Annotated in this window: 20 protein-coding genes; 18 read left to right on the forward strand and 2 right to left on the reverse strand. The window is 62.7% G+C overall.

Features of this window, described 5'->3' with window-relative positions:
* Positions 1-13: 13 nt before the first annotated feature.
* Positions 14-709 (reverse strand): hypothetical protein, encoded by a 696-nt coding sequence (locus tag HY962_14690; protein ID MBI5648176.1) that lies wholly within the window; start codon positions 707-709, stop codon positions 14-16.
* A gap of 153 nt (positions 710-862) precedes the next feature.
* On the opposite strand from HY962_14690, the gene HY962_14695 reads away from it, so the two are divergent.
* The 9 genes from HY962_14695 to HY962_14735 all read left to right on the forward strand — a co-directional run bounded on the left by HY962_14695 (position 863) and on the right by HY962_14735 (position 15,648).
* Complete coding sequence (locus tag HY962_14695; protein MBI5648177.1) at positions 863-2,881, forward strand: peptidylprolyl isomerase; 2,019 nt, start codon at positions 863-865, stop codon at positions 2,879-2,881.
* A gap of 66 nt (positions 2,882-2,947) precedes the next feature.
* Positions 2,948-4,951, forward strand: coding sequence for a peptidylprolyl isomerase (locus HY962_14700; protein ID MBI5648178.1), 2,004 nt, complete (start codon positions 2,948-2,950; stop codon positions 4,949-4,951).
* A gap of 34 nt (positions 4,952-4,985) precedes the next feature.
* Positions 4,986-6,293, forward strand: coding sequence for a peptidylprolyl isomerase (locus HY962_14705; GenBank protein ID MBI5648179.1), 1,308 nt, complete (start codon positions 4,986-4,988; stop codon positions 6,291-6,293).
* Between the two features lie 64 nt (positions 6,294-6,357).
* The gene (locus HY962_14710) at positions 6,358-7,656 is read left to right on the forward strand and encodes an insulinase family protein (protein ID MBI5648180.1); all 1,299 of its coding nucleotides are present in this window, start codon (positions 6,358-6,360) and stop codon (positions 7,654-7,656) included.
* Positions 7,653-8,918 (forward strand): insulinase family protein, encoded by a 1,266-nt coding sequence (locus HY962_14715; protein ID MBI5648181.1) that lies wholly within the window; start codon positions 7,653-7,655, stop codon positions 8,916-8,918. Before HY962_14710 ends, HY962_14715 begins: the two co-directional genes overlap by 4 nt.
* A gap of 40 nt (positions 8,919-8,958) precedes the next feature.
* Positions 8,959-10,344 carry an insulinase family protein gene (locus HY962_14720; protein ID MBI5648182.1) on the forward strand — a complete coding sequence of 462 codons (1,386 nt, stop codon included), beginning with the start codon at positions 8,959-8,961 and terminating at the stop codon, positions 10,342-10,344.
* A gap of 7 nt (positions 10,345-10,351) precedes the next feature.
* The gene (locus HY962_14725) at positions 10,352-11,350 is read left to right on the forward strand and encodes a MoxR family ATPase (protein ID MBI5648183.1); all 999 of its coding nucleotides are present in this window, start codon (positions 10,352-10,354) and stop codon (positions 11,348-11,350) included.
* Positions 11,351-11,367: 17 nt separating this feature from the next.
* Positions 11,368-13,458 carry a S8 family peptidase gene (locus HY962_14730; protein MBI5648184.1) on the forward strand — a complete coding sequence of 697 codons (2,091 nt, stop codon included), beginning with the start codon at positions 11,368-11,370 and terminating at the stop codon, positions 13,456-13,458.
* 21 nt (positions 13,459-13,479) lie between these two features.
* Complete coding sequence (locus HY962_14735) at positions 13,480-15,648, forward strand: hypothetical protein (protein ID MBI5648185.1); 2,169 nt, start codon at positions 13,480-13,482, stop codon at positions 15,646-15,648.
* 321 nt (positions 15,649-15,969) lie between these two features.
* On the opposite strand, the gene HY962_14740 is transcribed toward HY962_14735, so the two are convergent.
* The gene (locus tag HY962_14740; protein MBI5648186.1) at positions 15,970-16,746 is read right to left on the reverse strand and encodes an enoyl-CoA hydratase/isomerase family protein; all 777 of its coding nucleotides are present in this window, start codon (positions 16,744-16,746) and stop codon (positions 15,970-15,972) included.
* 281 nt (positions 16,747-17,027) lie between these two features.
* On the opposite strand from HY962_14740, the gene HY962_14745 reads away from it, so the two are divergent.
* The 9 genes from HY962_14745 (at position 17,028) to HY962_14785 (ending at position 22,060) form a co-directional block, all read left to right on the forward strand.
* Positions 17,028-17,198, forward strand: coding sequence for a hypothetical protein (locus HY962_14745; protein ID MBI5648187.1), 171 nt, complete (start codon positions 17,028-17,030; stop codon positions 17,196-17,198).
* A gap of 9 nt (positions 17,199-17,207) precedes the next feature.
* Entirely contained in the window at positions 17,208-17,444 is a 237-nt protein-coding gene (gene rpmE / locus HY962_14750; protein ID MBI5648188.1) for a 50S ribosomal protein L31, read from the forward strand.
* Positions 17,441-17,701 (forward strand): 30S ribosomal protein S18, encoded by a 261-nt coding sequence (locus HY962_14755; protein MBI5648189.1) that lies wholly within the window; start codon positions 17,441-17,443, stop codon positions 17,699-17,701. Before rpmE ends, HY962_14755 begins: the two co-directional genes overlap by 4 nt.
* 31 nt (positions 17,702-17,732) lie before the next feature.
* Entirely contained in the window at positions 17,733-17,957 is a 225-nt protein-coding gene (gene rpmB / locus HY962_14760) for a 50S ribosomal protein L28 (protein ID MBI5648190.1), read from the forward strand.
* A gap of 68 nt (positions 17,958-18,025) precedes the next feature.
* On the forward strand, positions 18,026-18,163 hold the full coding sequence (locus HY962_14765) for a hypothetical protein (GenBank protein MBI5648191.1): 138 nt from the start codon (positions 18,026-18,028) through the stop codon (positions 18,161-18,163).
* 72 nt (positions 18,164-18,235) lie between these two features.
* The gene (locus HY962_14770) at positions 18,236-18,937 is read left to right on the forward strand and encodes a hypothetical protein (GenBank protein ID MBI5648192.1); all 702 of its coding nucleotides are present in this window, start codon (positions 18,236-18,238) and stop codon (positions 18,935-18,937) included.
* 71 nt (positions 18,938-19,008) lie between these two features.
* Positions 19,009-20,271, forward strand: a complete 1,263-nt coding sequence (locus HY962_14775; GenBank protein MBI5648193.1) for a glycerophosphodiester phosphodiesterase — start codon at positions 19,009-19,011, stop codon at positions 20,269-20,271.
* Positions 20,261-20,878: a hypothetical protein gene (locus tag HY962_14780; GenBank protein MBI5648194.1), complete on the forward strand. Its 618-nt coding sequence runs from the start codon at positions 20,261-20,263 to the stop codon at positions 20,876-20,878. Before HY962_14775 ends, HY962_14780 begins: the two co-directional genes overlap by 11 nt.
* A gap of 120 nt (positions 20,879-20,998) precedes the next feature.
* A complete protein-coding gene (locus HY962_14785; GenBank protein MBI5648195.1) occupies positions 20,999-22,060 on the forward strand; it encodes a WG repeat-containing protein in 1,062 nt (353 codons plus the stop codon).
* Positions 22,061-22,171: the final 111 nt, after the last annotated feature.

The following is a 22,171-nucleotide window of genomic DNA, read 5'->3' on the forward strand; positions in this document are numbered from 1 at the left end:
GGCGTGCCGGGGCCTACATCGCCTTGTGTGGAGTGGCCACGCCGATACGTCCCAGCATGGACCTGGCAAGCACGCGGTATGCGGGCTTGTAGGAGCGGGCGTACTCGGGGCTGTGATGCACCGCGGGCCAGTTCGCGGCACGCATACGGCGCGTGAAGTCGCGGTACGACGCGGCGAGTGCCTGCCATCCCTCGCGCGCAAGCAGCCGGCCGGTTTTTTCCCACGTCTTCAGAAATCGCGCGCGCCGGCCTGTTGCGGATTGGGCCGATGCGATCATCGCGTCGACGAGGGCCGAGTCCGCTCCGCCCGCGCGGAAATAGGGGCGCAGATTCACACGCCACTGCATCGAATCGGGTCCGCACGGCTCGAGCAGTGTCTCGCCGAGCACCGTCGTGTCGAGCGACGCGCGTTCTCGCTGCAGGTACTGCAGCGCGGCTTCCCGGGAGCTGATAAGGTGGCCGACACCAAATTCTTCCTGATACAGCGTCTTATAGATGTCCTGCACACCACTTTCGGGATGTGTTTCGAAACAATGGCGCAGAAAGTCGGCCAGGGCGCGGCTGTTGTCGTGGTGGCGCGTCTGTGCGTTCAACACTCCCGGGGAGGGGGAGATGAAAGGCATGAGCAGGCATAAGGCCGCGGAAAGGTGTACGAGAGGGAACGGTATGATGCGCATGGGAGCAAGATCGTGGCTGGCGGCTTTCGACACAAAGGGTCCGCCCCGGGCTTTCCGCACCGGATGCGCCGCGGCATGGGGGGCGTTCTATTCCTTGTTTTTCCACCCCCCGGTGAGTATTATTATCGACTGAATCAAATGATTTTCACCAATTCAAAGACCCGGTTGTCCGTTATGATCACGCATGTGAACCGTCGTTCCCCGATTCTGTTCGCCCTCACGGCTCTGTCACTGTGTACCGCCCTGCTGACGGGCGGATGCTCGTCGAGCGGAGGTGATGTTGTCGCGAAAATCGGTTCGTATTCGCTTACGCTTCCGGAATACGAGCGCCAGTATCTGAAGAATAACGGCGGTCAGGCAGCCGCCGACACGTCCACTTTCCCCGGCCGTATGGATTTCCTCCAGTTGCTGATCAAGTACCGCCTCAAGGTTCTCGAGGCGCGCGATCAGGGGTATGAGAAAGATCCCGACATTCAGCGCGAGTTGCAGGAATACCGCAACAGTCTGGCCGTGCCGTTCCTCACGGAGCGTGTGGTGATCGATCCGCAGCTCCGTGTGCTCCACGAGCGTCGCAAGACCGAAGTACGCGCGGCGCACATCCTGATCCGTGTGCAGCCCGATTCGACGGGAGTGATCGACACGTTGAAGGCGTGGAACGAGGCGCAGCGCATACTCGCGCTGGCCCGCGGTGGTGAGCGTTTCGACTCGCTGGCGGCGCGTTTTTCCGAGGATCCCGGTTCGTCGAAAAACGGCGGCGACCTGATGTACTTCTCGGCAGGAATGACCGTACCCGTGTTCGACGACGCCGTGTACAACATGAAGGTCGGAGAATTGCTCGGCCATCCCGTGCGCACCATGTTCGGGTATCACCTCATCAAGGTGCTCGACAAGCGTCCCGCCCGCGGCGAACTGCAGGTGAGCCATATCCTGACCCGTTTCCCGGTCGAGAATCCGACGGACACGGCGGCGGCCTATGCAAAAATCCGCCTGATCTCGGACTCGCTTCGCAACGGCGTCTCCTTCCAGGATCTCGCCATGCGCAATTCCGAAGATCCGGTTTCGGGAGCAAAGGGCGGAGACCTCGGCTGGATCGCGCGCCGCCGCACCGTTCCCGAGTTTGAGAGCGCCGCCTTCGATCTGCCGAAAGGTGTGGTGAGCGGACCCGTCAAGACGCCGTTCGGTTATCACATCATCCTCGTCACCGACGAGCGCGCGGCGAAGGCCTTCGACGAATCGAAGCAGGAATTGAAACAGATCTATCAGCGATACGGCTTCGAGGAAGACAACGCGGCGTTTGTCGCCGGCGTCGAGAAGAAATACGGCATGACCGTGTCGGAACCGGCAATCGAGCGCATCGCCCTCGAAGTGGACACGGCCTCGACCACCTCGGTCGCGGGCTGGTACTCGAAAATGACCGACGCGACCAAGGCGCTGCCGCTGGTCACGTTCACCGGTTCGGCTTTCACCGTCGACGAGGCGGTGCGGATCGTCGAGAAGAACCGCGATTATCAGTCGCGTCCGCTCAACCGCAACAGTCTGCGCGAACTCGCGCGCACGCTGGGCCAGAAGTCGGCGCTTGAGCGCGAGACGCAGGATCTCGAGACCCGTTATCCTGAATTCGCCGAACTCATGCAGGAATACCGCGAGGGCGTGCTGTTGTTCCGCGCCGAGCAGGAGTTCGTGTGGAACAAGGTGGCGGTGAAGGACAGCGCCCTGCGCCTGTTCTGGGGTGAACGCGCCTCCGAATACCGCTGGCCCGACCGCTATGCGGTGCGCGAAATCTTTGTGACGAGCGACTCGCTCGCCAACGTGCTGCGCGACAGTCTGAACAACGGCGTCGACTTCGGCGAACTCGCGGCGCGGCACACGCAGCGCGCGGGGTACAAGGAGAAGAAGGGCGACTGGGGTCTGCTCGTTCCGGAAAAGGAAGAGCTTGCGCGCAAGGTGCAGGGACTGCAGGTCGGCTGGATCGAAGGTCCGTTCAAACACCAGTACGGCTACTCCATCGTCAAGCTCGAGGGCCGCGAACCCGCGCGCGACAAGACCTTTGAAGAGGCGCAGTCGGAAGTGTCGAGCCGCTTCCAGGAATTCGAGCACAAACGCATCGAGCGTGATTGGATCGAATTGCTCACGCGGAAATTCGGCCTCACAGTATCGGAAGAGTCAGTGCGAAATGCCTTCCGCGATGTGAGAAAAAAATCGTAACATCATCTCCTTCACGGCGCCGGATCCTCCGATCCGGCGTCCTGCATCGTTAATTACCGAACGGGAATGCGTACAACATTCACCTTCCTCCTATGCGCCTTCGCGGCAGCGGTTATCACCGGCTGCGCCGGCGTTCCTGAAACAACATTGGCGATCGTCGGCGAGAGCGACACCGTGACGGTGGCGGAATTCGAGCGGTCGTGGAACGGCATGCGGCAGGCGGCTCCGGTGTCGGAACGCGCCAAGGCCGATTTCCTCGATCTTCTGGTCGACTACCGGGTGAAACTCGCCGAGGCGCGCGCGTCGGGGATCGAGACCGATCCCGCTCTCGCCGAGGAGATCTCCACATACCGCGACCAGATCGCGGTGAACTACCTGCTCGACAAACGCCTCATCGAACCGGGCGTGCGGCAGCTCTACGACCGCCGGCGGCAGGAGGTGCGTTTCTCGCACATCATCGTGCGATGGAAACGATACCCGGACAACACGATCGATTCCGCCGCGACACGTCTCGAGGCCAACGCGCTGCTCGAGCGCGCGCTCAAGGGCGCCGAGCCGTTCGATTCGCTGATCATGCGATACAGCGAGGATCCCATGAAAGTGTCGAACCGCGGCAGCATCGGCTGGGTCATCGCCGGCACAACGCTCCCGCAGGTCGACGATATCGTGTACAACGAAGCCGTGGGCGCGGTGCATCCGAAGCTGATGGCCACACAGTTCGGGTATCACATCGTGAAGGTGACCGGCCGCCAGAAGGCCCGCCTGCGCGTGCGCGCCAGTCAGATATTGTACCGGCTCGACATCAACAATCCGGGCGACACGTCCGACGCCTACGCGCGCCTGTCGCTGGTGCTCGATTCGCTCCGTTCGGGCAAGGCCGGCTTCGAGGATCTCGCGCGGCGCAATTCGCACGATCCCGTGTCGGGCGCGCTCGGTGGTGATCTCGGATGGATGGAGCGTGGTGTCGGACTCGAACCGCATTTCGAGGAGGCGCTGTTCAACCTGCAGCTCGGACAGACGTCGAGCGTCGAGCGCTCGCCACTCGGCATGCACATCATCCGACTGACGGGCGAGGAGGATCCGCGGCCTATCGACGAGATCCGCACCGAACTCCGTGCAGTGTATCAGCGCGAGCGTTTCCGCACCGAATACGAAAAGTTCGTGAACGACCTGCTTGCCATGCGCGGCTTTGAAAGCAACGCGGGCGTGCTGCGTTTTATCGCCGGACGGATGGATTCGTCGTGGTCCACCTCCACGGCGGGTTGGGAAACACGCCTTTCGACGCAGGAGCGCGAGGGATTTCTTTTCCGCGTCCTCGGCCGGCAGATGACGATACGCGAGGCGATTCCGATGATCAAATCGGATCCGACCCTGCAGATGCGCCGTTTCACCGTGAGCAGTCTCGACACCATCGCGCGCCTGCTCGCTGCGCGCAATGTGCTCGTGGCCGAGACCCGCGCATTCGAGGATCTGTATCCCGACTTCCGCCGCCTGGTCGAGGAGTACCGCCAGAGCGCCTACATCTCGGGCATCGAACAGCGCGTGCTCGGCACCGGCGCTCCGCTCGACGAGCAGGAACTGCGCGCGTACTGGGAAAAGACACGCGCCTCGTACCGCTGGCCCGCCCGTGTCGCGTTCTCGGAGATCCACTCGTACAACGAGAAGGTGGCGGCGCAACTGCTCGACAGCGTGCGCGCCGGAATCGATTTCAACGAACTGGCCGCGCGACACACCAAACGCACGGGTATGTTCGGCAGCAGGGGCTCCTGGGGCATGGTGCCCGTCGATAAAAACGATCTGTCGAAGGAGGCCGCGAAGCTGCCCGTCGGAGCCGTCTCCGGGGTGATCACGGAAGCCCCCGGCGCTTCGATTCTCAAGGTCGACGGCAAGGATGTCGCGCGCGAAAAAACGTTTGACGAGGCGCGCAGTGAAGCAGCCGCCAAGCTCCGCGAGGAACAGTCGTCGCGCCGCATGCGCGAGTGGCTGCAGTCGCTCCGCGCGAAATACGGCGTGCGCCAGTTCCCCGATCATCTCAAGAACGCGTTCGCGCGTGTCGGCGAGGCATCGTGACCGCCGCCGGCCGCGCATCCACGAGGCAGTACTCATGAAACTCCAGAATCGAATCATCGTTTGTGCGGCGCTCACAGCGATTGCCGCCGCCCTGCTCGCGTTCACCCCCGCTCCCGCGCAGGCGCAATCCGGCAAGCGTATCGACGGCATCGTCGCGTGGGTCGGAGGCGAAATCATCACGCTGTCCGAACTCGATATGCAGATGATCCGCCTCGCGCTGCGCAGCCGCATCGATGTGAACGACAAGGAGCTCCGGCGCCGCGTTCTCGACGACATGATCAGCCGCAAGCTCATCCTCGCGCAGGCCGAACTCGACAGTGTCACCGTGTCGGAGGAGCAGGTCACCGCGCAGCTCGAGGAACAGATCCGCATGTACACGCAGAACTACGGATCCGTGCAAAAACTCGAGGAGGCGGCGGGCATGACCGTCGCGCAGATGAAACGCGAGTTCCGCGACGACATCCGCAAGAATCTCATGATCGAGAATCTGCAGCGCGAACGCATCGGTCCGGTATCCGTCACCAACCGCGAGGTCGAGGAGTTTTTCCGGGTGTACAAGGATTCGCTGCCGCAGGTGCCCGAGCAGGTGCAACTGCGACAGATCACCGTGTTTCCCCGTGTGCTCGACGTGTTCAAGGATGCGGCGCGCGCCAAGGCGGTGTCGATACTCGACAGTCTGACGGGCGGAGCCGATTTTGCCGAACTCGCGCGCCGCAACAGCGACGACCCCGGATCGGCCGTCAAGGGTGGCGATCTCGGCGAGGCGCGGCGCGGATTTTTTGTCCGTGATTTCGAGGAGGCGGTCTTCGCCCTGAAACCGGGTGAAACCTCGGGCATTGTCGAAACGGAATTCGGTTTCCATATCATACGGCTGCTCGAACGCCGCGGAGAGCTGGTGCGCCCCGCGCACATTCTCGTGCGTGTGCAGAAGACGGGCGAGTCCGACGATGCCGCCAAGCTGGTGTTGAAGGATCTGCGCGCGCGTATTCTCGCGGGCGAGGATTTTGCGGCAGTCGCCAAGGAACATTCTCAGGACGCGAACTCGCGCTCCGCCGGGGGCGACATGGGTCTGCTTGAAGTGGGCCAGCTCGGCGACGAGATGCGCGTCATTCAGCAGAATCTCGAGCCGGGTCAGATGTGTGAACCGACCCGCGTCACCGTCGGCACCGAATACGCCTTTTTGATCGTGCGTCTCGAATCGCGCATTCCGCCGCACGCGCCGACGCTGAAGGACGATTATTCGCGCATCGCGGGCTATGCGCGCATCTTCAAACAGAACAAACTGTACACCGACTGGATCGAGAGCATCAAGGGATCCGTCACATGGAAAGTCAATCTGTGAACCGCGTGCGCCGCACGCAGGGATCGGCTCGTACGTCCGGTCCGACGGAAGGGAAGCGCGCCGCATGAGCGTGAGCCCCGATCCGATCCGGTCGCCGTATCACATCGTCTTCGAAGAATACGACCTCGACAACGGACTCCATGTGATACTGCATCGCGACACGTCGCTGCCGATAGTCGCGGTGAACGTGTGGTATCATGTCGGATCGAAAAACGAGCGCGAGGGCAAGACCGGTTTTGCGCATCTGTTCGAACACATGATGTTTCAGGGATCCGCCAACGTGCCTCCCAACGGACATTTCCAGTACGTGCAACAGGCCGGCGGCACGCTGAACGGATCAACCACCTTCGACCGCACGAATTATTACGAGACGCTGCCCGCCCATCAACTGGAACTCGGGCTCTGGCTCGAGGCCGACCGCATGCGCAGTCTGCGCCTCGACGAACAGACGCTCGAAACACAGCGCAACGTCGTGATGGAGGAGCGCCGCAGCAGGTACGACAATCAGCCCTACGGCACGATGTTCGAGGAACTGCTCACGCGCGCGTACAAACTGCAGCCGTACCGTTGGCCCACCATCGGCAGCATGACCGACATCCGCAACGCGACGCTCGACGACGTGCGCGCGTTCCACGCCATGTATTATCAGCCGCGCAACGCGAGCCTGTGCATCGCGGGCGATATCGATTTCGACACGGCGCGGCGCCTTGTGGAGCGGCATTTTGCGGACATCCCCTCGAACGACGGTGACATCTATCGGCCTTGGGTGCATGAACAGCGCCAGCATTTTCAGGTCCGCGATTTTGTGTACGACGCGGTGCCGTTGCCGGCCTTTCTCGCGGCCATGCACATCCCGCCCCTGGCGGGTGACGAGTTTCCGGCGCTGTACCTGCTCGCCACCATCCTCACGCACGGGGCGAGTTCGCGCCTGTACCGGCGGCTCGTGCACGACGAGTGTATCGCGCAGACGGTCTATTCCGGCGCGCTCGGCCTCGAACTGCCCGGCCTTTTCATGATCCGCGCCGGCGCGCAGCAGGGTGTGGATCTCGACGAAATCGAGGACGCGATCTTCGACACACTCGCCAAGGTGCGTGAACAGGGTGTTACCGAGGCCGAACTCGAGAAGGCAAAAAACGGCCTCGAGGCAATGACCATCAGCGACCTCGCGTCGGTGCAGTCGCGGGCCGACGGACTGAATTCCGCACGGATACTTCTCGGTGACGCCTCGCATGTCAACAGCGATCTGCCGCGCCTGCAGGCCGTAACGGCCGACGAGGTGCAGCGTGTCGCGAACGCATATCTGGTCGAGGAGAATTCGACCGTCCTGCACTACCTTCCCTGGCCGGGCGAGGTTCCCGCGTGAAGCCGCTCGCCCTCGAATCGTTCACGCTCGCGAACGGCCTGCGCGTTGCGCTGCATCCGCGGCGCGACCTGCCCATCGTGTGCCTGACCATCGCCTACAACGTGGGCTCGAAGGACGAGACACCCGGCCGCACGGGATTTGCGCACCTCTTCGAACATCTCATGTTCGACGGCTCGGCGAATGTGCCGCGCGGACAGTTCGACCGGCTCTGCGAAGCCGCGGGCGGACACAACAACGCCTACACCCACGAGGACAAAACCGTCTACTACATGATGCTTCCCGCGCATCAGGCCGAACTCGGTTTGTGGCTCGAATCGGACCGGCTGCTCGCGCTCGGTTTGACCGAGGAGGGCTTCGAGACGCAGCGCAGCGTGGTGATGGAGGAGAAGCTGCAGCGTGTCGACAATCAGCCCTACGGCGCATGGGAGACGCGCATGTCGGAACTGTTGTACCCCGGACACCCGTACGGGCATCCCGTCATCGGTTCGATGGAGGATCTCGCGGCGGCGACCATCGAGGATGTCGCGGACTTCCATCGCGCGTATTACCGGCCCGACAACGCCGCGCTGGTGCTCGCGGGCGACTTCGACACCGATCACATCGCGCGGCAGGTGGAGCGCTGGTTCGGTCCCATTCCATCCGGCGCGGGGCGCGAGCGCATCCCCCTGAACGGCGGCGCACCCGCGGAACGCGCGCGCGAGACGACTCCCGACGCCGTGCCCCTGCCCGGCGTCTTTCTCGGCTGGCGCATCCCCCCCGAGCGCGACGACGCCTTCCCCGCGGCCGATCTGGTCTCGGACGTGCTCGGCAGCGGCGACACGTCGCGCCTGCACAACGTGCTCGTCCACGAGCGGCGCATCGCCGACCAGGCCTCGGCCTTCGTCGACGCGCGCCGCGGCGACAGCATGCTCGTCGCCTACGCCAGCGCCACGCAGGGGGTCGACGCCCCGACGCTGGAGGACGCCCTGCGCGGCGAAATCGCGCGACTCGCCGACAAGGGAGTAACGGATCTTGAAATCCGTAAATTGCGCAACCGCGTCGAGGCGCTCACGAGCCAGCAGCTTCAGTCGCTGCATTCCTGCGCCGACCGCATCGCGCATCACGCGCTGTTCGACAACGATCCCGCGGCCGTCAACGCGCAGCTTCAACGCTACCTCGACGTGGATGCCGCGAAGATCCGCGAGGCCGCGCGCGCCTTGCACGACGCGGGGCGCGACGTCGCGCTCCACTTCATCCCCGACACGCGCGAGGCGGCCGAGTAGCGGCGCCTTTCCGACGACAAAAATCAGCACGGAACACCATATGGACACGATCGACAGGACACGACCGCCGCAGCCCGGCCCCCCGAAGGACGTCGCCTTTCCCGACTACTTTGAAACCGTGCTGCCGAACGGCATGAAGCTCATCGTGTACGAAAGGCACGAATTTCCCACCGTCACCGTGAGTCTCGTGGCGCGCGGCGGCACCGCCTGCGACGGCGCAACACCCGGACTCGCTTCGATGACCTCGGAACTGCTCACCAAGGGCGCGGGCGGCCGCGACGCGGTGCGCCTCGCGGAGGACATCGAATCGCTCGGCGGATCACTCGCGGCGGGCGCGGGGTGGGACAGCAGCAACGCGGGTGTCACCATTCTCAGCCGCCACTTCGGCGAGGCCATGGACATCCTCGCGGACGTCGTGCGCAGGCCGACCTTCCCCGCGGACGAACTCGACGCCGCGCGCGAGAAGCGCATCGCCGCCATCATGCAGCGGAAGGCCAATCCGTCGACACTCGCGCTCAACCGTTTCCATCAGGCCGTGTACGGGAAGCACCCCTATGCCTCGCCGCAGGAAGGCACCGAGGACTCGATCCGCGCCCTCGAAAGCGACGCAATGGCGGCTTTCCATCACACAATCTTCCAGCCCGCGAACACGTTTCTCATCGCCGTCGGCGACACCGATCCGGCATGGATGACCGACATGTGCACGCGGCTCTACGGCGACTGGTCCAATGATGTGCCCGTGCCGGATGCCGTCCCCGCTCCCGCGATGAACGAGGGCATCGCCGTCCACGTCGTCGACAGACCCAGCGCGGTGCAGTCGTCCATCGTCGTCGGGCATGTCGGCATCGACCGGCGCAATCCCGACTACATCCCAGTGACTGTCATGAACACCCTGTTCGGCGGGTATTTCGGCGCGCGCCTCAACATGAACCTGCGCGAACAGAAGGGCTACACGTACGGGGCACACTCGCGCTTCGACGGACGCATGGCGGCGGGCCCGTTCTCGGCCGGCGCCGATGTGCGCAACGACGTGACCGACGCGGCCATCGAGGAAATCCTCAAAGAGATGCAGCGCCTGCGCGACGAGGACGTGTCAACCGAGGAACTCGCGAATGTGCAGCGCTACATCACCGGCAGTTTCCCGCTGCAGATCGAAACACCCCTGCACGTTGCGCAGCGCATCGTGTCGATCGAGATGTTCCAGCTCGGAAAAACCTACTACAACACGTACAACAGCCGCGTCATGGCCGTCACACCCGACGACATCCGCCGCGTCGCGCGCACCTACCTGCATCCGGACAACGCGCGTATCGTTGCCGCCGGACGCGGCTCGCTGCTGCAAAACACCCTGGCACGATTCGGGACCGTCGATGTGTTTCACGCCGACGGACACCCGCTTCCGACTCACGACATCAAAGGAGACTAGGCACGCCATGGCCACGAATACACGCGCCCTCAACGACGTAGAGGCCGTCGCTACCCTGCACAAGACCTTCGACACCCTGCGCGGCGAAATCGGCAAGGTGATCATCGGCCAGCACGAGATCATCGAACAGATCTTCATCGCGCTGCTGTCGCGCGGCCACTGCCTGCTTGTCGGCGTGCCGGGACTTGCAAAGACGCTGCTCATCCGCACACTCTCCGAGGCGCTCGAACTCGCCTTCAACCGCATACAGTTCACCCCCGACCTCATGCCCAGCGACATCACCGGCACCGAGATCATCGAGGAGGACATGAACACAGGGCACAAGAGTTTCCGATTTGTGCGCGGACCCGTGTTCTCGAACATCGTGCTCGCCGACGAGATCAACCGCACGCCGCCCAAGACGCAGGCCGCGCTTCTTGAAGCCATGCAGGAACACAGTGTCACGGCCGCCGGGACGCGCTACATTCTGCAGGAGCCCTTCTTCGTGCTCGCGACGCAGAATCCCATCGAGCAGGAGGGCACGTATCCGCTGCCCGAAGCCCAGCTCGACCGCTTCATGTTCAACCTCTGGCTCGACTATCCGTCGCGCGAGGAGGAGATCGCGATCGTGAAGACGACCACGAGTCCGACCACCGCCACGATCACGCCGGCGCTGTCGGCCGAGGACATCTGCGCGTACCAGGACCTCGTGCGCCGCGTCCCGGTTTCGGACAACGTGATCTCTTTTGCGGTGGAGCTTGCCATGCGCACGCGCCCGAAGTCGCCCTCCGCGCCGCAGTTCATCCGCGAGTGGATACGATGGGGCGCGGGTCCTCGCGCGTCGCAGTATCTGATCCTCGGTGCGAAGGCGCGCGCGATCATGACCGGACGTCCGACGCCCGACATCGACGACGTGCGCGTGGTCGCGCGTCCCGTGCTGCGACACCGGCTTGTGACAAATTTCAGCGCCGAGGCCGAGGGTGTCACCACCGTCGAAATCGTCGATAAACTGTTGTCCGCATCCTGAACGCTGGAAGAGGCGCCATGACTGCATCGCGCATTATCCTGAACGCCGCGTGCGCGGCGTTGCTGCTCGCCGCCGGGGCCTCCGCACAGCGCTCCGCGCGGTGGGTGTATTTCACCGACAAGGGGCCCAGCGCAGCCGTCCGCCTGGCCGCTGCCAATCCGGGCGCGCTGGGACTGTCGCAGGACGCGCTCGAACGCCGCGCGCGCGCGCGAGGTATCGCCGTGCCGCCGGGATCGGTCCTGACCAAGGCCGCGGCTCCCGCCACCGTAGCCGCGCTGCTCGACATCGAGGACCTGCCCGTTCATGAACCCTATCTGCGCGCTCTCGAGCGCGCGGGCGCAGCGCTGCGGGTCACCTCGCGCTGGTTCAACGCCGCGAGTGTGTCGTGTACCGAAACGCAGGCCCGCGAGATTGCGCGTCTGCCCTTTGTGGCGCGCGTCGAAAACGTGCGTCGCTGGAGGCGCGACGCGTCGGAGACGGCGATGACAAAATCGTCCGGGGTCCTGGATTCACCGCTTCCGCGCAGCTACGGCTTCGATTACGGCAACGCTCTGACACAACTCGAGGTCATCAACGTGCCCGCGGTGCATGACGTGTGGATCGACGGCACGGGCATACTTGTGGGCATGGTCGACGACGGCTATCGCTGGCGCACACATGTCGCGATGCGCAACACGCGTGTGCTGGGCGAATACGATTTTATCCAGAAGGACACGGTGACCGAGAATCAGGACGGCGACACGTGGAGCCAGGACAGCCATGGCACCGTCACCTTCTCGACGCTTGCGGCATTCCTCCCTGGCACGACCATCGGCCCCGCATTCAACGCCTCGTTTTATCTTGCGAAGACAGAAATCCACGACATGGAAATTCCCGTCGAAGAGGACAACTGGGTGGCGGGTGTCGAGTGGCTCGAGTCGAAAGGCGCCGCCGTGGTCAGTTCCTCGCTCGGGTATGCAACTTTTGACGACAGCACCGGATACCATTACGACCAGGGCGACTTCGACGGAAAGACCGCGACCACGTCGCGCGCCGCCGCGCGCGCTGCGCGCCTCGGCGTCGTCATCAGCACGGCGATGGGCAACGAGGGAAATTTCACAGGCACCCTCATCGCGCCGTCGGACGCCGACAGCATTCTCTCGATCGGCGCAATCAACTTCCAGAACGCCGTCGCGAGTTTTAGTTCCAACGGTCCCACAAACGACGGACGCACGAAGCCCGACTTTGTTGCACCGGGTGTCGCCGTCTATTGCGCCACCAAGAACGGCGACAGCACCTATACACGCGCCAACGGCACATCGCTCGCGACCCCGCTTGCCTCGGGAGTTGCGGCGCTTGTGCGCTCCGCGCGCCCCGAACTCACGCCGCTGCAGGTGCGCGAGTCGATGCGCAGCACGGCCGACAATGCCACCGCGCCCGACAACTCGCGCGGCTGGGGCCGTCTCGATGCCTGGCGCGCGCTGCTGTATCACGGCATGGTCATCAGCACCAACCCGAAGATTTTCTGGGACGGCGCGCGGCACCGCATCGCCGCCTATGTACTCTCCCCGAATCCCGTCGATGTGTCGTCGGTCACGCTCAATTATTCGGTACACGACGGCGCGTCCACCCCGCTTACCATGTCGCTGAACACGTCTTACGCCGGACTCGGCAGCGGTTCCGGCCTCTATGTGGCCGACCTTCCCGCGCTGCCGGCGGATCAGATCGTGAAGTTCGACATCACGGCCTACGACAGCCGCGAGCGGCGCAGCAGCCCGTACGGTGCTCCGGCCAACCGTCACAGCTTCCGCGTGGGCGAACAGCGTGCCGCGGGTGCGGAGCACATCTTTTTGAAATCGTTCACGCTGGATGCCTCGTATCCGAATCCGATCGTGTCGCGCTCCGGCGCGGCGGTGATACGGTTCGGCGTGCCCGCCCCCGGCGCGTCCGTCACCATCGAGGTGTACGACATGCTTGGACGCCGTCTCGCGACGGTGGCCGACGGATGGCGCGCGCCCGGCATGTACAGCGTTCCGTTTGCACCCTCGGCGTTGTCGTCGGGGCTGTATTTCTATTCTCTCCGTTCCGGCGACATGTTCCTGTCGCGGTCGCTCTTGATCACGCGCTGAGGAAGAAGGCAGGCCGTCCGCGTGTACACACTCGCGATGTCGTCTTTCGCGCTGTCCTTCGGGGCAAGTCTAGCGCTGCTTGTCGTCCTGGTGCTGGCGGCAGTTGGCATCAGCATCTTTGTGTATCGGCACACGGTGCCCGAGATAGATCCGCGCAGGCGTGTGGTGCTTGTGGCCCTGCGCGCAACCGCGCTATCGCTGCTGCTGTTCCTGATCTTCGAACCCGTGCTGAACCTCCGCAGCGAGGAGACGGTGGCGCCGCGCATCGCGGTGCTTGTGGACAATTCGCGTTCGCTCACCGTGCGCGACGGCGAGAGCGAGCGCGCCGCTGTGGTGCGCGCGCTTGTCGCCTCCGACGCAATAGGCGGACTCTCCGGCGTCGGCGATGTCTCGCCTTACCTCTTTGCCGGACGGCCCTCGCCGCTGCAGGCGCTGCATCCCGATTCGCTCACCTTTGCGGGCGGCGAGACCGACATCGCCCTCGCCCTGCAGCAGGTGCAGCGCGACCTTGTCGAGAAAAATCTCCGCGCCGTGGTGCTCGTGACCGATGGTGTGGTGACAAACGGGCGCAATCCGCTGCACGCGGCCGAGGCGCTCGGCCTGCCAGTGTACGTGATCGGCGTGGGCGACTCGACGGAGAAGAAGGATCTGCTTGTTTCGCGGATGCTCGTGAACGCCATCGGATATGTCGAGAGCAGCATACCGGTCGATGTGTGGCTCCGTAGCGCGGGATACGGCGATGAGACAGTGCGTGTGACACTGTCCGACGGGACCTCGACGGTCGGGGGCAAGGAAGTGCGCCTGGCCGCGGGCACAGAGCAGCAGATCCAATTCCAGTATGTGCCGAAATCCGACGGCGTGAAAAAACTGACCGTTGCGGTCACCACTCTTCCCGGCGAGAGCACCACCAAGAACAATCGCGCAACATCGTTCATCAAGATTTTAAAGAGCAAGATGAAGATCGTGCTGGTGGCGGGCGCGCCGAGTCCCGACGTGTCTTTCCTCGAGCAGGCGTTCCGCCGCGATAAAAACGCCGAGGTGGTGTCGTACGTGCAGAAGCAGGGCGCGTCGTGGTACGGAAACGCGCCGACGCAGCAGTCCTTCGCCGATGCCGACGCAATTGTGCTTGCGGGGTATCCGCTTCCGCAGTCCGGCAACGAGCAACTGCGATTTGTGCGCGAGGCGATCGAGAAACGCGCCGTGCCGCTGCTGCTCGTCCCGAGCCGCGATCTGGATTTTGCGAAACTCAAGAGTGTGCTCGACGCGTGGCTGCCTTTTGATGTGGTGCAGACGCGAAAAGAGGAGACACAAGTCTTTTTTGAACTGGCGCGCGATGCGCGTCTCGATCCGGTGGTCTCGTCGGGCATTCCCACCGAGAGCTGGCCGAAACTGCCGCCGCTCTTCCGCACGGAATCGAGTCTGAAGGCCCGCCCCGGCGCGCGCACGCTCGCGACCATGCGCATCAACACCGTGGCGTTCAACGAGCCGCTGCTCGTTTCGCGTTCGCTGAACCGCAGCAAAGTGCTCGCGTTCACCGGCTACGGCTTATGGCGCTGGCAGCTCGCCGACGACGTGCTGGGCGGCGCACTGCCCGAGCTGCTCGTCGCCAACAGCGTCCGCTGGCTTACGACACGGGACGACAACAAACGTGTGCGCATCCGCCCTGTGAAGGAGTTTTTCGACAGCGGCGACAACATCGCGCTGGCCGCGCAGGTGTACAACGAAAGCAACGAGCCGGTGGACGACGCCGAAGTGACGGTGACCGTGAGGGGACCCGGCGGCGTGCGCGAGCTTGCGCTCGGACCGCTTGGTTCAGGCCGCTACAGCGGCGACTTCGACGGCGCGCGGGAAGGGGAGTACAGCTTCACCGGCAGCGCGCGGCGCGAGGGAGCGCAGCTCGGCACCGACGAGGGACGTTTCACCGTCGGTGAAACGGCGCTCGAATATCTCGACACGCGGCTCAACAGCACACTGCTCCGCCAAATTGCCTCGCGCAGCAGGGGCCGCTACTTCTCCGCCGCCGATGCGCGCGCCCTCCCGGCGGCCATCTCCGCCGACCCGGCCTTTGTCCCGCGCCTGCGCGACATTAAATCGGACATACAGCTCTGGAATCTCGCATGGCTCCTCGCCGCGGCCGTCCTTCTCTTCGCCGCCGAATGGTACCTGCGGAAACAGTCCGGCATGGTCTAGCAGGACAGCGGGAGAGCGGGACAGCGGGAGAGCGGGACAGCGGGAGAGCGGGACAGCGGGAGAGCGGGAGAGCGGGACGCGGGAGAGCGGGACAGCGTTCGCGTCGCGACCTTTCTACTTTGCTACCTTGCTACGTGTTCACGTGTAACGTGGAAACGTGTAACGTGGTAACGTGGTAACGTGTAACGTGGAAACGTGTAACGTGGAAACGTGTAACGTGGCAACGTGTAACGTGGCAACGTGTAACGTGGAAACGTGTAACGTGGAAACGTGTAACGTGTAACGTGGTAACGTGTAACGTGGAAACGTGTCACGTCTTCATCACCAGTGAATTTTTTGTTTCCCGAGAAACGCGCCGAGGCCGGTGCGGAAGTCGTCGGAGCTGCGGGCGATGGCGTTCCACGCGGCGGCGTGGCGCATGGCGCCGGCGAGGTCCATGGATGATGTTTCGAGCAGCAGTTGTTTGGTCATGCGCACGGCCTGCGGCGATACCTTCTGCGCGAACTCGAAGGCGAGACGTTCGACCGACGAGTTGAGGTCGTCGGGATCGACGACGTAGTTGACGAGTCCGAGCTGTTGCGCCGTGTCGGCATCCACGGCGTTGCCGCGCAGCAGCAACTCGCGCGCGATCCCCGTTCCGACGCGATCCGTGAGCAGTTTCATGACGATGGCGGGCACAAAGCCGATACGCACCTCGGGGAAGCCGAAGCTCGCGTTCTCCGACGCCACGACAATGTCGCAGGCGATGGCGAGTCCGCACCCTCCCGCAAGGGCGGGTCCCTGCACTTTTGCTATCACCGGTTTCGGAAAGGTGCGCAGTGCATACATCATCTCCATCAGTTGCAGCGAATCGGCGGCGTTTTCCAGCGTCGAGGCCTCTCCGAGCGCGGTCAGATACGCAAGATCCGCCCCCGCGCAGAACGCCTCTCCTTCCGACATCAGTACCATGACACGCACCGCGTCGTCACGCGCGCCCTCGTCCAGCGCTGACTGCAGCTCGCGCACCATGTCCGCATCGAGCGCGTTGCGCTTCTCCGGACGGTTCAACGATATCAAAAGAATCGAATCGATCGACGAGATAACGACACTGTCAGCCATGCCAACTCCGCTTTCCATGATTGGAAGAAACTCGTCCGTAATCTACAAAACCAGCCGCTACCCATCTACCCACCTACCATCTACTATCCCAGCCCCGTTTCCTGTCTCCTTCATCCTGTCTCCTCACACACTCTCAGTAGACCCCACCACCTCCGCCGCCTACCATCTACCCATCTACCAACAAGATTCGTACAAAAGATTTGACTCGTATCGAACAAACCGTTACATTTGTCTCTCTTTGGAAGATTGAAACAAAGAATCGACAGTGATACGAGAAGACCATGGCGAAACAACAGTCATTTGCTGACAAATCGAAATCGAAATCCAAGAGCGAATTCACCTCGTTCAAATGCATTGTCTCCCAATACGACGCGGAAAGCGGCGGTTGGAAGTTCCGCGAGAAGATGGTGAAGGTCAAGGATCCGAAAGACATCGAGACCATGAAATTCTAAGGCCGACCCATGAAAGAGAATCTCCACCCCCGATATTACACGTGCGAAGTGCATTGTAGCTGCGGCGCACACTTCGTGACGCGTTCCACACGTCAGACGCTCAAGGTCGAAATCTGCTCCGAGTGCCATCCGTTCTTCACGGGGAAGCAGAAGATCATCGATTCGGCCGGTCGTGTCGAGAAGTATAACAGACGCTATGCCGGATTCAACGCCGCAAAGCAGAAAACCAAGGAAGTGACAGCATGATTGCCCACAGACGTCCGCCTCGCCGCCGCCCGAACGCCATCGCGAAACGCCGTCCGGATCCGTTTCACGGAAAAGACGCGATCTTTCTCGATTACAAGGAATCGAAATTCCTCGAGCGCTTCACGAACGATCAGGGAAAGATTCTTCCCCGTCGTCTGACCGGCCTGTCCGCAAAAAATCAGCGCGTTGTGGTCGAAGCGATCAAGCGCGCCCGTTACATGGCGTTCCTGCCGTTCGTCGGCGAAGGCCTCAAATAAACAGCAGTCACGTAGGAAGAGGAATACAGCCATGTCCCGTACATGCCAGGTCACCGGTAAAAAGCCGCTCGTGGGCAACCACGTGTCACACGCGCACAACCGCACGAAGCGCCGCCAGCTCCCGAATCTGCAGAGCAAGCGCATCTACATCCCCGAGGAGAAGCGGTTCGTGACGGTGCGTATCACCGCCCGCGCACTGAAGACCGTCAACAAGAAGGGCGCGCGCGCCGTGCTCGCAAAAGCGGGTCTTCTGTAAAAACCGCGGTCCACAAGACATGAGCCGTTCCCGTGGGAACGGCTTTTTTTTTTCCTACATTCGGAATCATGTCCCTCCACCTTCTGCTCGTCGCTTTCCTCATACTGCTCAACGGACTCTTCGCAATGGCGGAGATCGCCGTCATCGCGGCACGTCGGCACGTGCCCGAACCCCGCGCGCGGGAAGGCGACCGTCTCGCGCGGTAGCGCGCGCCGCGCGAGCCGTTGTGATGCAGCGGCACGTATCGCCCGGCCTTTGTATATTCCGCCATGCTCCCCTTGTCACGACCACTGATCACTGTGCTCCTGGTACTCGCCGCGGGCACCGCCCTCGCGCAGGATGGACTGCGGGCGCCCTCGATCTATGCGCCTCAGACGCGCGCGGCATGGACGGGCGACGCGGCAATAGGACTCTCGCTGCTGACGGTGCCGCGCGATATCGCCGAGGAGGAATTGAACAAGGCGCCCGCGCTGGACCTCAATGCGGTGTACGGACTGCCCTGGAACTTCTCGCTCACGGGCCGCGCGCTTGTGCAGGTGCTCACAAATTCCGCGCACCTCGGTGCACGATGGTCTGTTGATGTCGGACCCTTCGCGGCAGCAGTGGGCGACGAGTCGGCATTCTGCTTCGGATTCATGACCGTCGACGGTTTCGATAATTCCATGCAGGCCTGGCTTAATGCGCCGAACATCGCCATCGGACTCGACGCGGGCGATGTGCGCTTTACGGTGAAGGCCGAGCTTATGCTCGTGCTCGCCCTGCGTACATACGCCGGAGAGAATCAGCTCGGGAGCACAAAGAATGTGTCCGCCGGCTGGGCTCTTTCAGGTGTGATCGAACAGCCCTTCTGGAAGCGGACGCATGTGCTGCTCGGGGCGCGTGTCGCCTTGACACAATTTCATCCGCAGACCTGGTTCGCCTTCTCGACCTTCAACCGCCGCCTGCTCTTTTCGGAATTGATCTTCGGGGTGATGCTGTGAGCGTGTATTCGGGCGGCAGGAAAAATTTCCACACGGAACACACGGATCCCGCGGAACAACGGGTGTTGAAGATGCGAATCGTATTCCGTCGACGCCGGCTGGCCGCGGTGTTCCTTCTCGGTGTGCTCCTTGTCTCCGCGTGTTCGGAGGATGGACGGGTGGTGGTTCCGGATGCGGATGCGCAGACGATACTGGTAGGCGCGGTCAATGTGCCGAAAGTGTACCGCGACAAGCTCGAAGGTGTGTACACCGTGACCGACGGCAACGTGATCTTCGGTCCGCAGGTGGTGCTCAAATGGACGGGAACAACACTGTCGCTGTTCTGGGAACGATCGGCGGGTGTCGCGTTTTTTGCGACCGGCCTGCGCGATTCGTCCCTGCTGTGCGCGGGGTCGTGGCGCACGCTGACAAATACGGAAACGGGTGTTGTCACGCTGCAATGCGGACCGGCCGACGGCATCGGCGCGGTGCTGCGCAGTGACAGTCTGACCGACGGATCACTCGTGTTGCAGGGCACGTTCAGCACGCCCGACGGCCCGCAGAAACGTCCGTTGCGTCTCGTCTACAAACGGCCGCTGTATGCCGGACCGCGTCCCTTCCACATCATCGCGCATCGCGCGGGCGGCCGCAATTCCGACCGCCTGCCCGCCTCGGAAAACACGGTCGAGCTGGTCCGCCTCGCCGAATTCTACGGATCCACGGGTGTCGAAATCGATGTGCAACTCACGGCCGACGGTGTGCCCGTCATCTATCACGACGAATATCTGAATCTGCGGCTGAATCAGCGCAGCGGCCTGGTCGGCACCGTCGGATCCTACACCTTTGCGCAGCTCGAGACCTTCGTGCGGCTCATCAACGGCGAACGCATCCCCTCGCTGCGCCGTATGCTCAGCACCATCCTGCACGAAACCAATCTGAAATTTGTCTGGCTCGACAGCAAACCCTCGATGCCCATCAGCACGCTGCGTATCGCGCAGCGCCTCTATCACGACAGCGCCGCGGCGCTCGGGCGTGATCTCCGCATCCTGATCGGACTGCCCGACGAAGACAAGGTCAATGAATTTCTCGCGCTCGCGGATTACCGGCAGGCGCCCGCTCTCTGCGAACTCGATCCGGACGATGTGCGCCGCACAAACGCTGCAGTGTGGGCGCCGCGCTGGACGCTCGGCACGCAGAATGCCGAGGTCGAGGCGCTGCAGGCCGAAGGCCGCCGCGCCTTCGTCTGGACGCTCGACGTCAGCGGCTACATACGCCAGTTTGTGCGCGACGGCCGCTTCGACGGCATACTCACAAACTATCCATCGCTCGTCGCCTATCACTACTATGCGCAGTAAACGTCCCGCCTTCGCACTCCCCGCGGCGTTGCTCGCGGCGCTGCTGTTCTGCACGCCGGGAGTGACGCGGGCGCAGCGGGTTGCGGACGAAAAACCGTTTGCACTTGTGCTGTCGGCGGGGGGCGGCTGGTCGCGCTACCTCATGCCGCTGCCCATGAACGCCGAGGTGACACGCGGCGGACCCATGACCTCACTCCGGTTGATGTGGCATCCCGATCACCGCCTGCGTGTGGGCCTGGAAAGCGGGTGGACTTCGTTTTACTCCTACACACTCACCGACGTCGAGACCGGCTTCGGCAGCACCGACGCGCGCCTCTCGCTCTCGGCAGTGCCGATGCTGCTGGTCTTCTCGATGCAGGTGTGGCATGGAGTCGAACTCTTCGGCGGTGCGGGCGCGTATCTTGTGAACTCGCACACCGACTCCTTCGGCACCGTTGTCGACGTCGACGAATTGAGTCAGGGCTGGATGTTCGCCGCCGCCTGGTCCGTTCCTCTCTCGCAGCGTTTCTTCGCCTCCGCCGAACTCTCGTGGTATGGCGCCACGCAGTTCGAGGACGCCGTTCTCGCCCTGCAGGTGCGTCTCGGCTGGAGGGTGATAGAGTGGTGAATCGGGACTACAAAGTCTGATATTTTCTTCGTAGGTTTCCCGTAATACGTATACAGGAATCTCGCGCGCGACGCGCCGGAGGAGGCCGCCGCCGCACTCACCCGCAGAAGGAGTTTCCCGATGTCGTCCCGTTTGGTGTTCCGCGTTCTGCTCAGCGCGTCTCTTGTCCTCGGTCTCGGCTGCGACGACGACGATTCCACGACAAATCCGAACAACACAACGTCGATACTGTACCCGGTGAAACAGGGTGGCAAGGACGGGTATATCGACAATACGGGAAAAGTTGTCGTGACACCCGTGTACGAGTTTGCCGGCGGCTACGTCGATGCAATGTCTCACGCCTTGAAAGTGGGGAACGACATCACCATGGCCTGCATACGAGCGCAGGGCAAGGTGGGGTATGTCGACAACACGGGTAAACTTGTCATACAGCCGGCATACGAATTGGGCAGCCAGTTCTATGATGGACTCGCGGCGGTGCGCCTCGGCAAATACGGCTATATCACGAAGTCCGGCACAGTGGCTTTACCGCTGCAGTATTCGAGCGCACGTATCTTCACCGAGGGCCTTGCGGCCGTGACACTCGACGGACAGAAGTGGGGCTTTATCGACAAGACCGGCGTGACAAAGATCGCGTTTACATACGATGACGCTTCACCCTTTGTGGGCGGACTCGCTTCGGTAAAATCCGGCGCGAAATGGGGCTGCATCAACACGTCCGGCACCATGGTCATACCTGCAGTATACGAGGCCGTGATGCCGTTCAGCGAAGGACTTGCCTTCGTCGTGCAAAATGGCAAGGCGGGCTACATCAATACCAGCGGCACGGTGGTGATCCCGCTGCAGTACGAAACCGGCGACGACGAGTGGGCGATGTTTGCCGACGGCCTGGGCGGAGTAAAATCCAACGGCAAGATCGGCTTCGTTGATAAGAGCGGCACCATGGTAATAACACCGCAGTTCGAAGATGCGGGCTTTTTCTACGAGGGACTCTGTCCCGTGAAAAAGAACGGGCTCTACGGCTATATCGACAAGACGGGCGCCATGGTGATACAGCCGCAGTACTTCCGCACCTATGCATTTACGCAGGGACTCGCGTACGTCATCGTGCAGAGCGGCAGCGAGTACAAGTACGGCTACATCAACAAGGCCGGCGTGTACGTCTGGCAGCCGTCGCTCTAGCCCATTTGCACCAACCCGCCGCGTTTGCTACATTGCGTCTTCGCCATTCGCGATTCGACACCCGGAGGGGTGGGTGAGTGGCTGAAACCAACGGTTTGCTAAACCGTCGTA

Source organism: Ignavibacteriota bacterium (assembly GCA_016218045.1).
In the GTDB taxonomy this organism is placed as follows: Bacteria; Bacteroidota; Ignavibacteria; order SZUA-365; family SZUA-365; genus JACRFB01.

Coding starts and splice junctions, on each gene's coding strand:
- HY962_14700 (MBI5648178.1), top strand. CDS start 2,948: ATGCGTACAACATTCACCTTCCTCCTATGCGCCTTCGCGGCAGCGGTT.
- HY962_14705 (MBI5648179.1), top strand. CDS start 4,986: ATGAAACTCCAGAATCGAATCATCGTTTGTGCGGCGCTCACAGCGATT.
- HY962_14710 (MBI5648180.1), top strand. CDS start 6,358: ATGAGCGTGAGCCCCGATCCGATCCGGTCGCCGTATCACATCGTCTTC.
- HY962_14720 (MBI5648182.1), top strand. CDS start 8,959: ATGGACACGATCGACAGGACACGACCGCCGCAGCCCGGCCCCCCGAAG.
- HY962_14725 (MBI5648183.1), top strand. CDS start 10,352: ATGGCCACGAATACACGCGCCCTCAACGACGTAGAGGCCGTCGCTACC.
- HY962_14730 (MBI5648184.1), top strand. CDS start 11,368: ATGACTGCATCGCGCATTATCCTGAACGCCGCGTGCGCGGCGTTGCTG.
- HY962_14740 (MBI5648186.1), bottom strand. CDS start 16,746: ATGGCTGACAGTGTCGTTATCTCGTCGATCGATTCGATTCTTTTGATA.
- HY962_14745 (MBI5648187.1), top strand. CDS start 17,028: ATGGCGAAACAACAGTCATTTGCTGACAAATCGAAATCGAAATCCAAG.
- rpmE (MBI5648188.1), top strand. CDS start 17,208: ATGAAAGAGAATCTCCACCCCCGATATTACACGTGCGAAGTGCATTGT.
- HY962_14755 (MBI5648189.1), top strand. CDS start 17,441: ATGATTGCCCACAGACGTCCGCCTCGCCGCCGCCCGAACGCCATCGCG.
- rpmB (MBI5648190.1), top strand. CDS start 17,733: ATGTCCCGTACATGCCAGGTCACCGGTAAAAAGCCGCTCGTGGGCAAC.
- HY962_14765 (MBI5648191.1), top strand. CDS start 18,026: ATGTCCCTCCACCTTCTGCTCGTCGCTTTCCTCATACTGCTCAACGGA.
- HY962_14775 (MBI5648193.1), top strand. CDS start 19,009: ATGCGAATCGTATTCCGTCGACGCCGGCTGGCCGCGGTGTTCCTTCTC.
- HY962_14780 (MBI5648194.1), top strand. CDS start 20,261: ATGCGCAGTAAACGTCCCGCCTTCGCACTCCCCGCGGCGTTGCTCGCG.
- HY962_14785 (MBI5648195.1), top strand. CDS start 20,999: ATGTCGTCCCGTTTGGTGTTCCGCGTTCTGCTCAGCGCGTCTCTTGTC.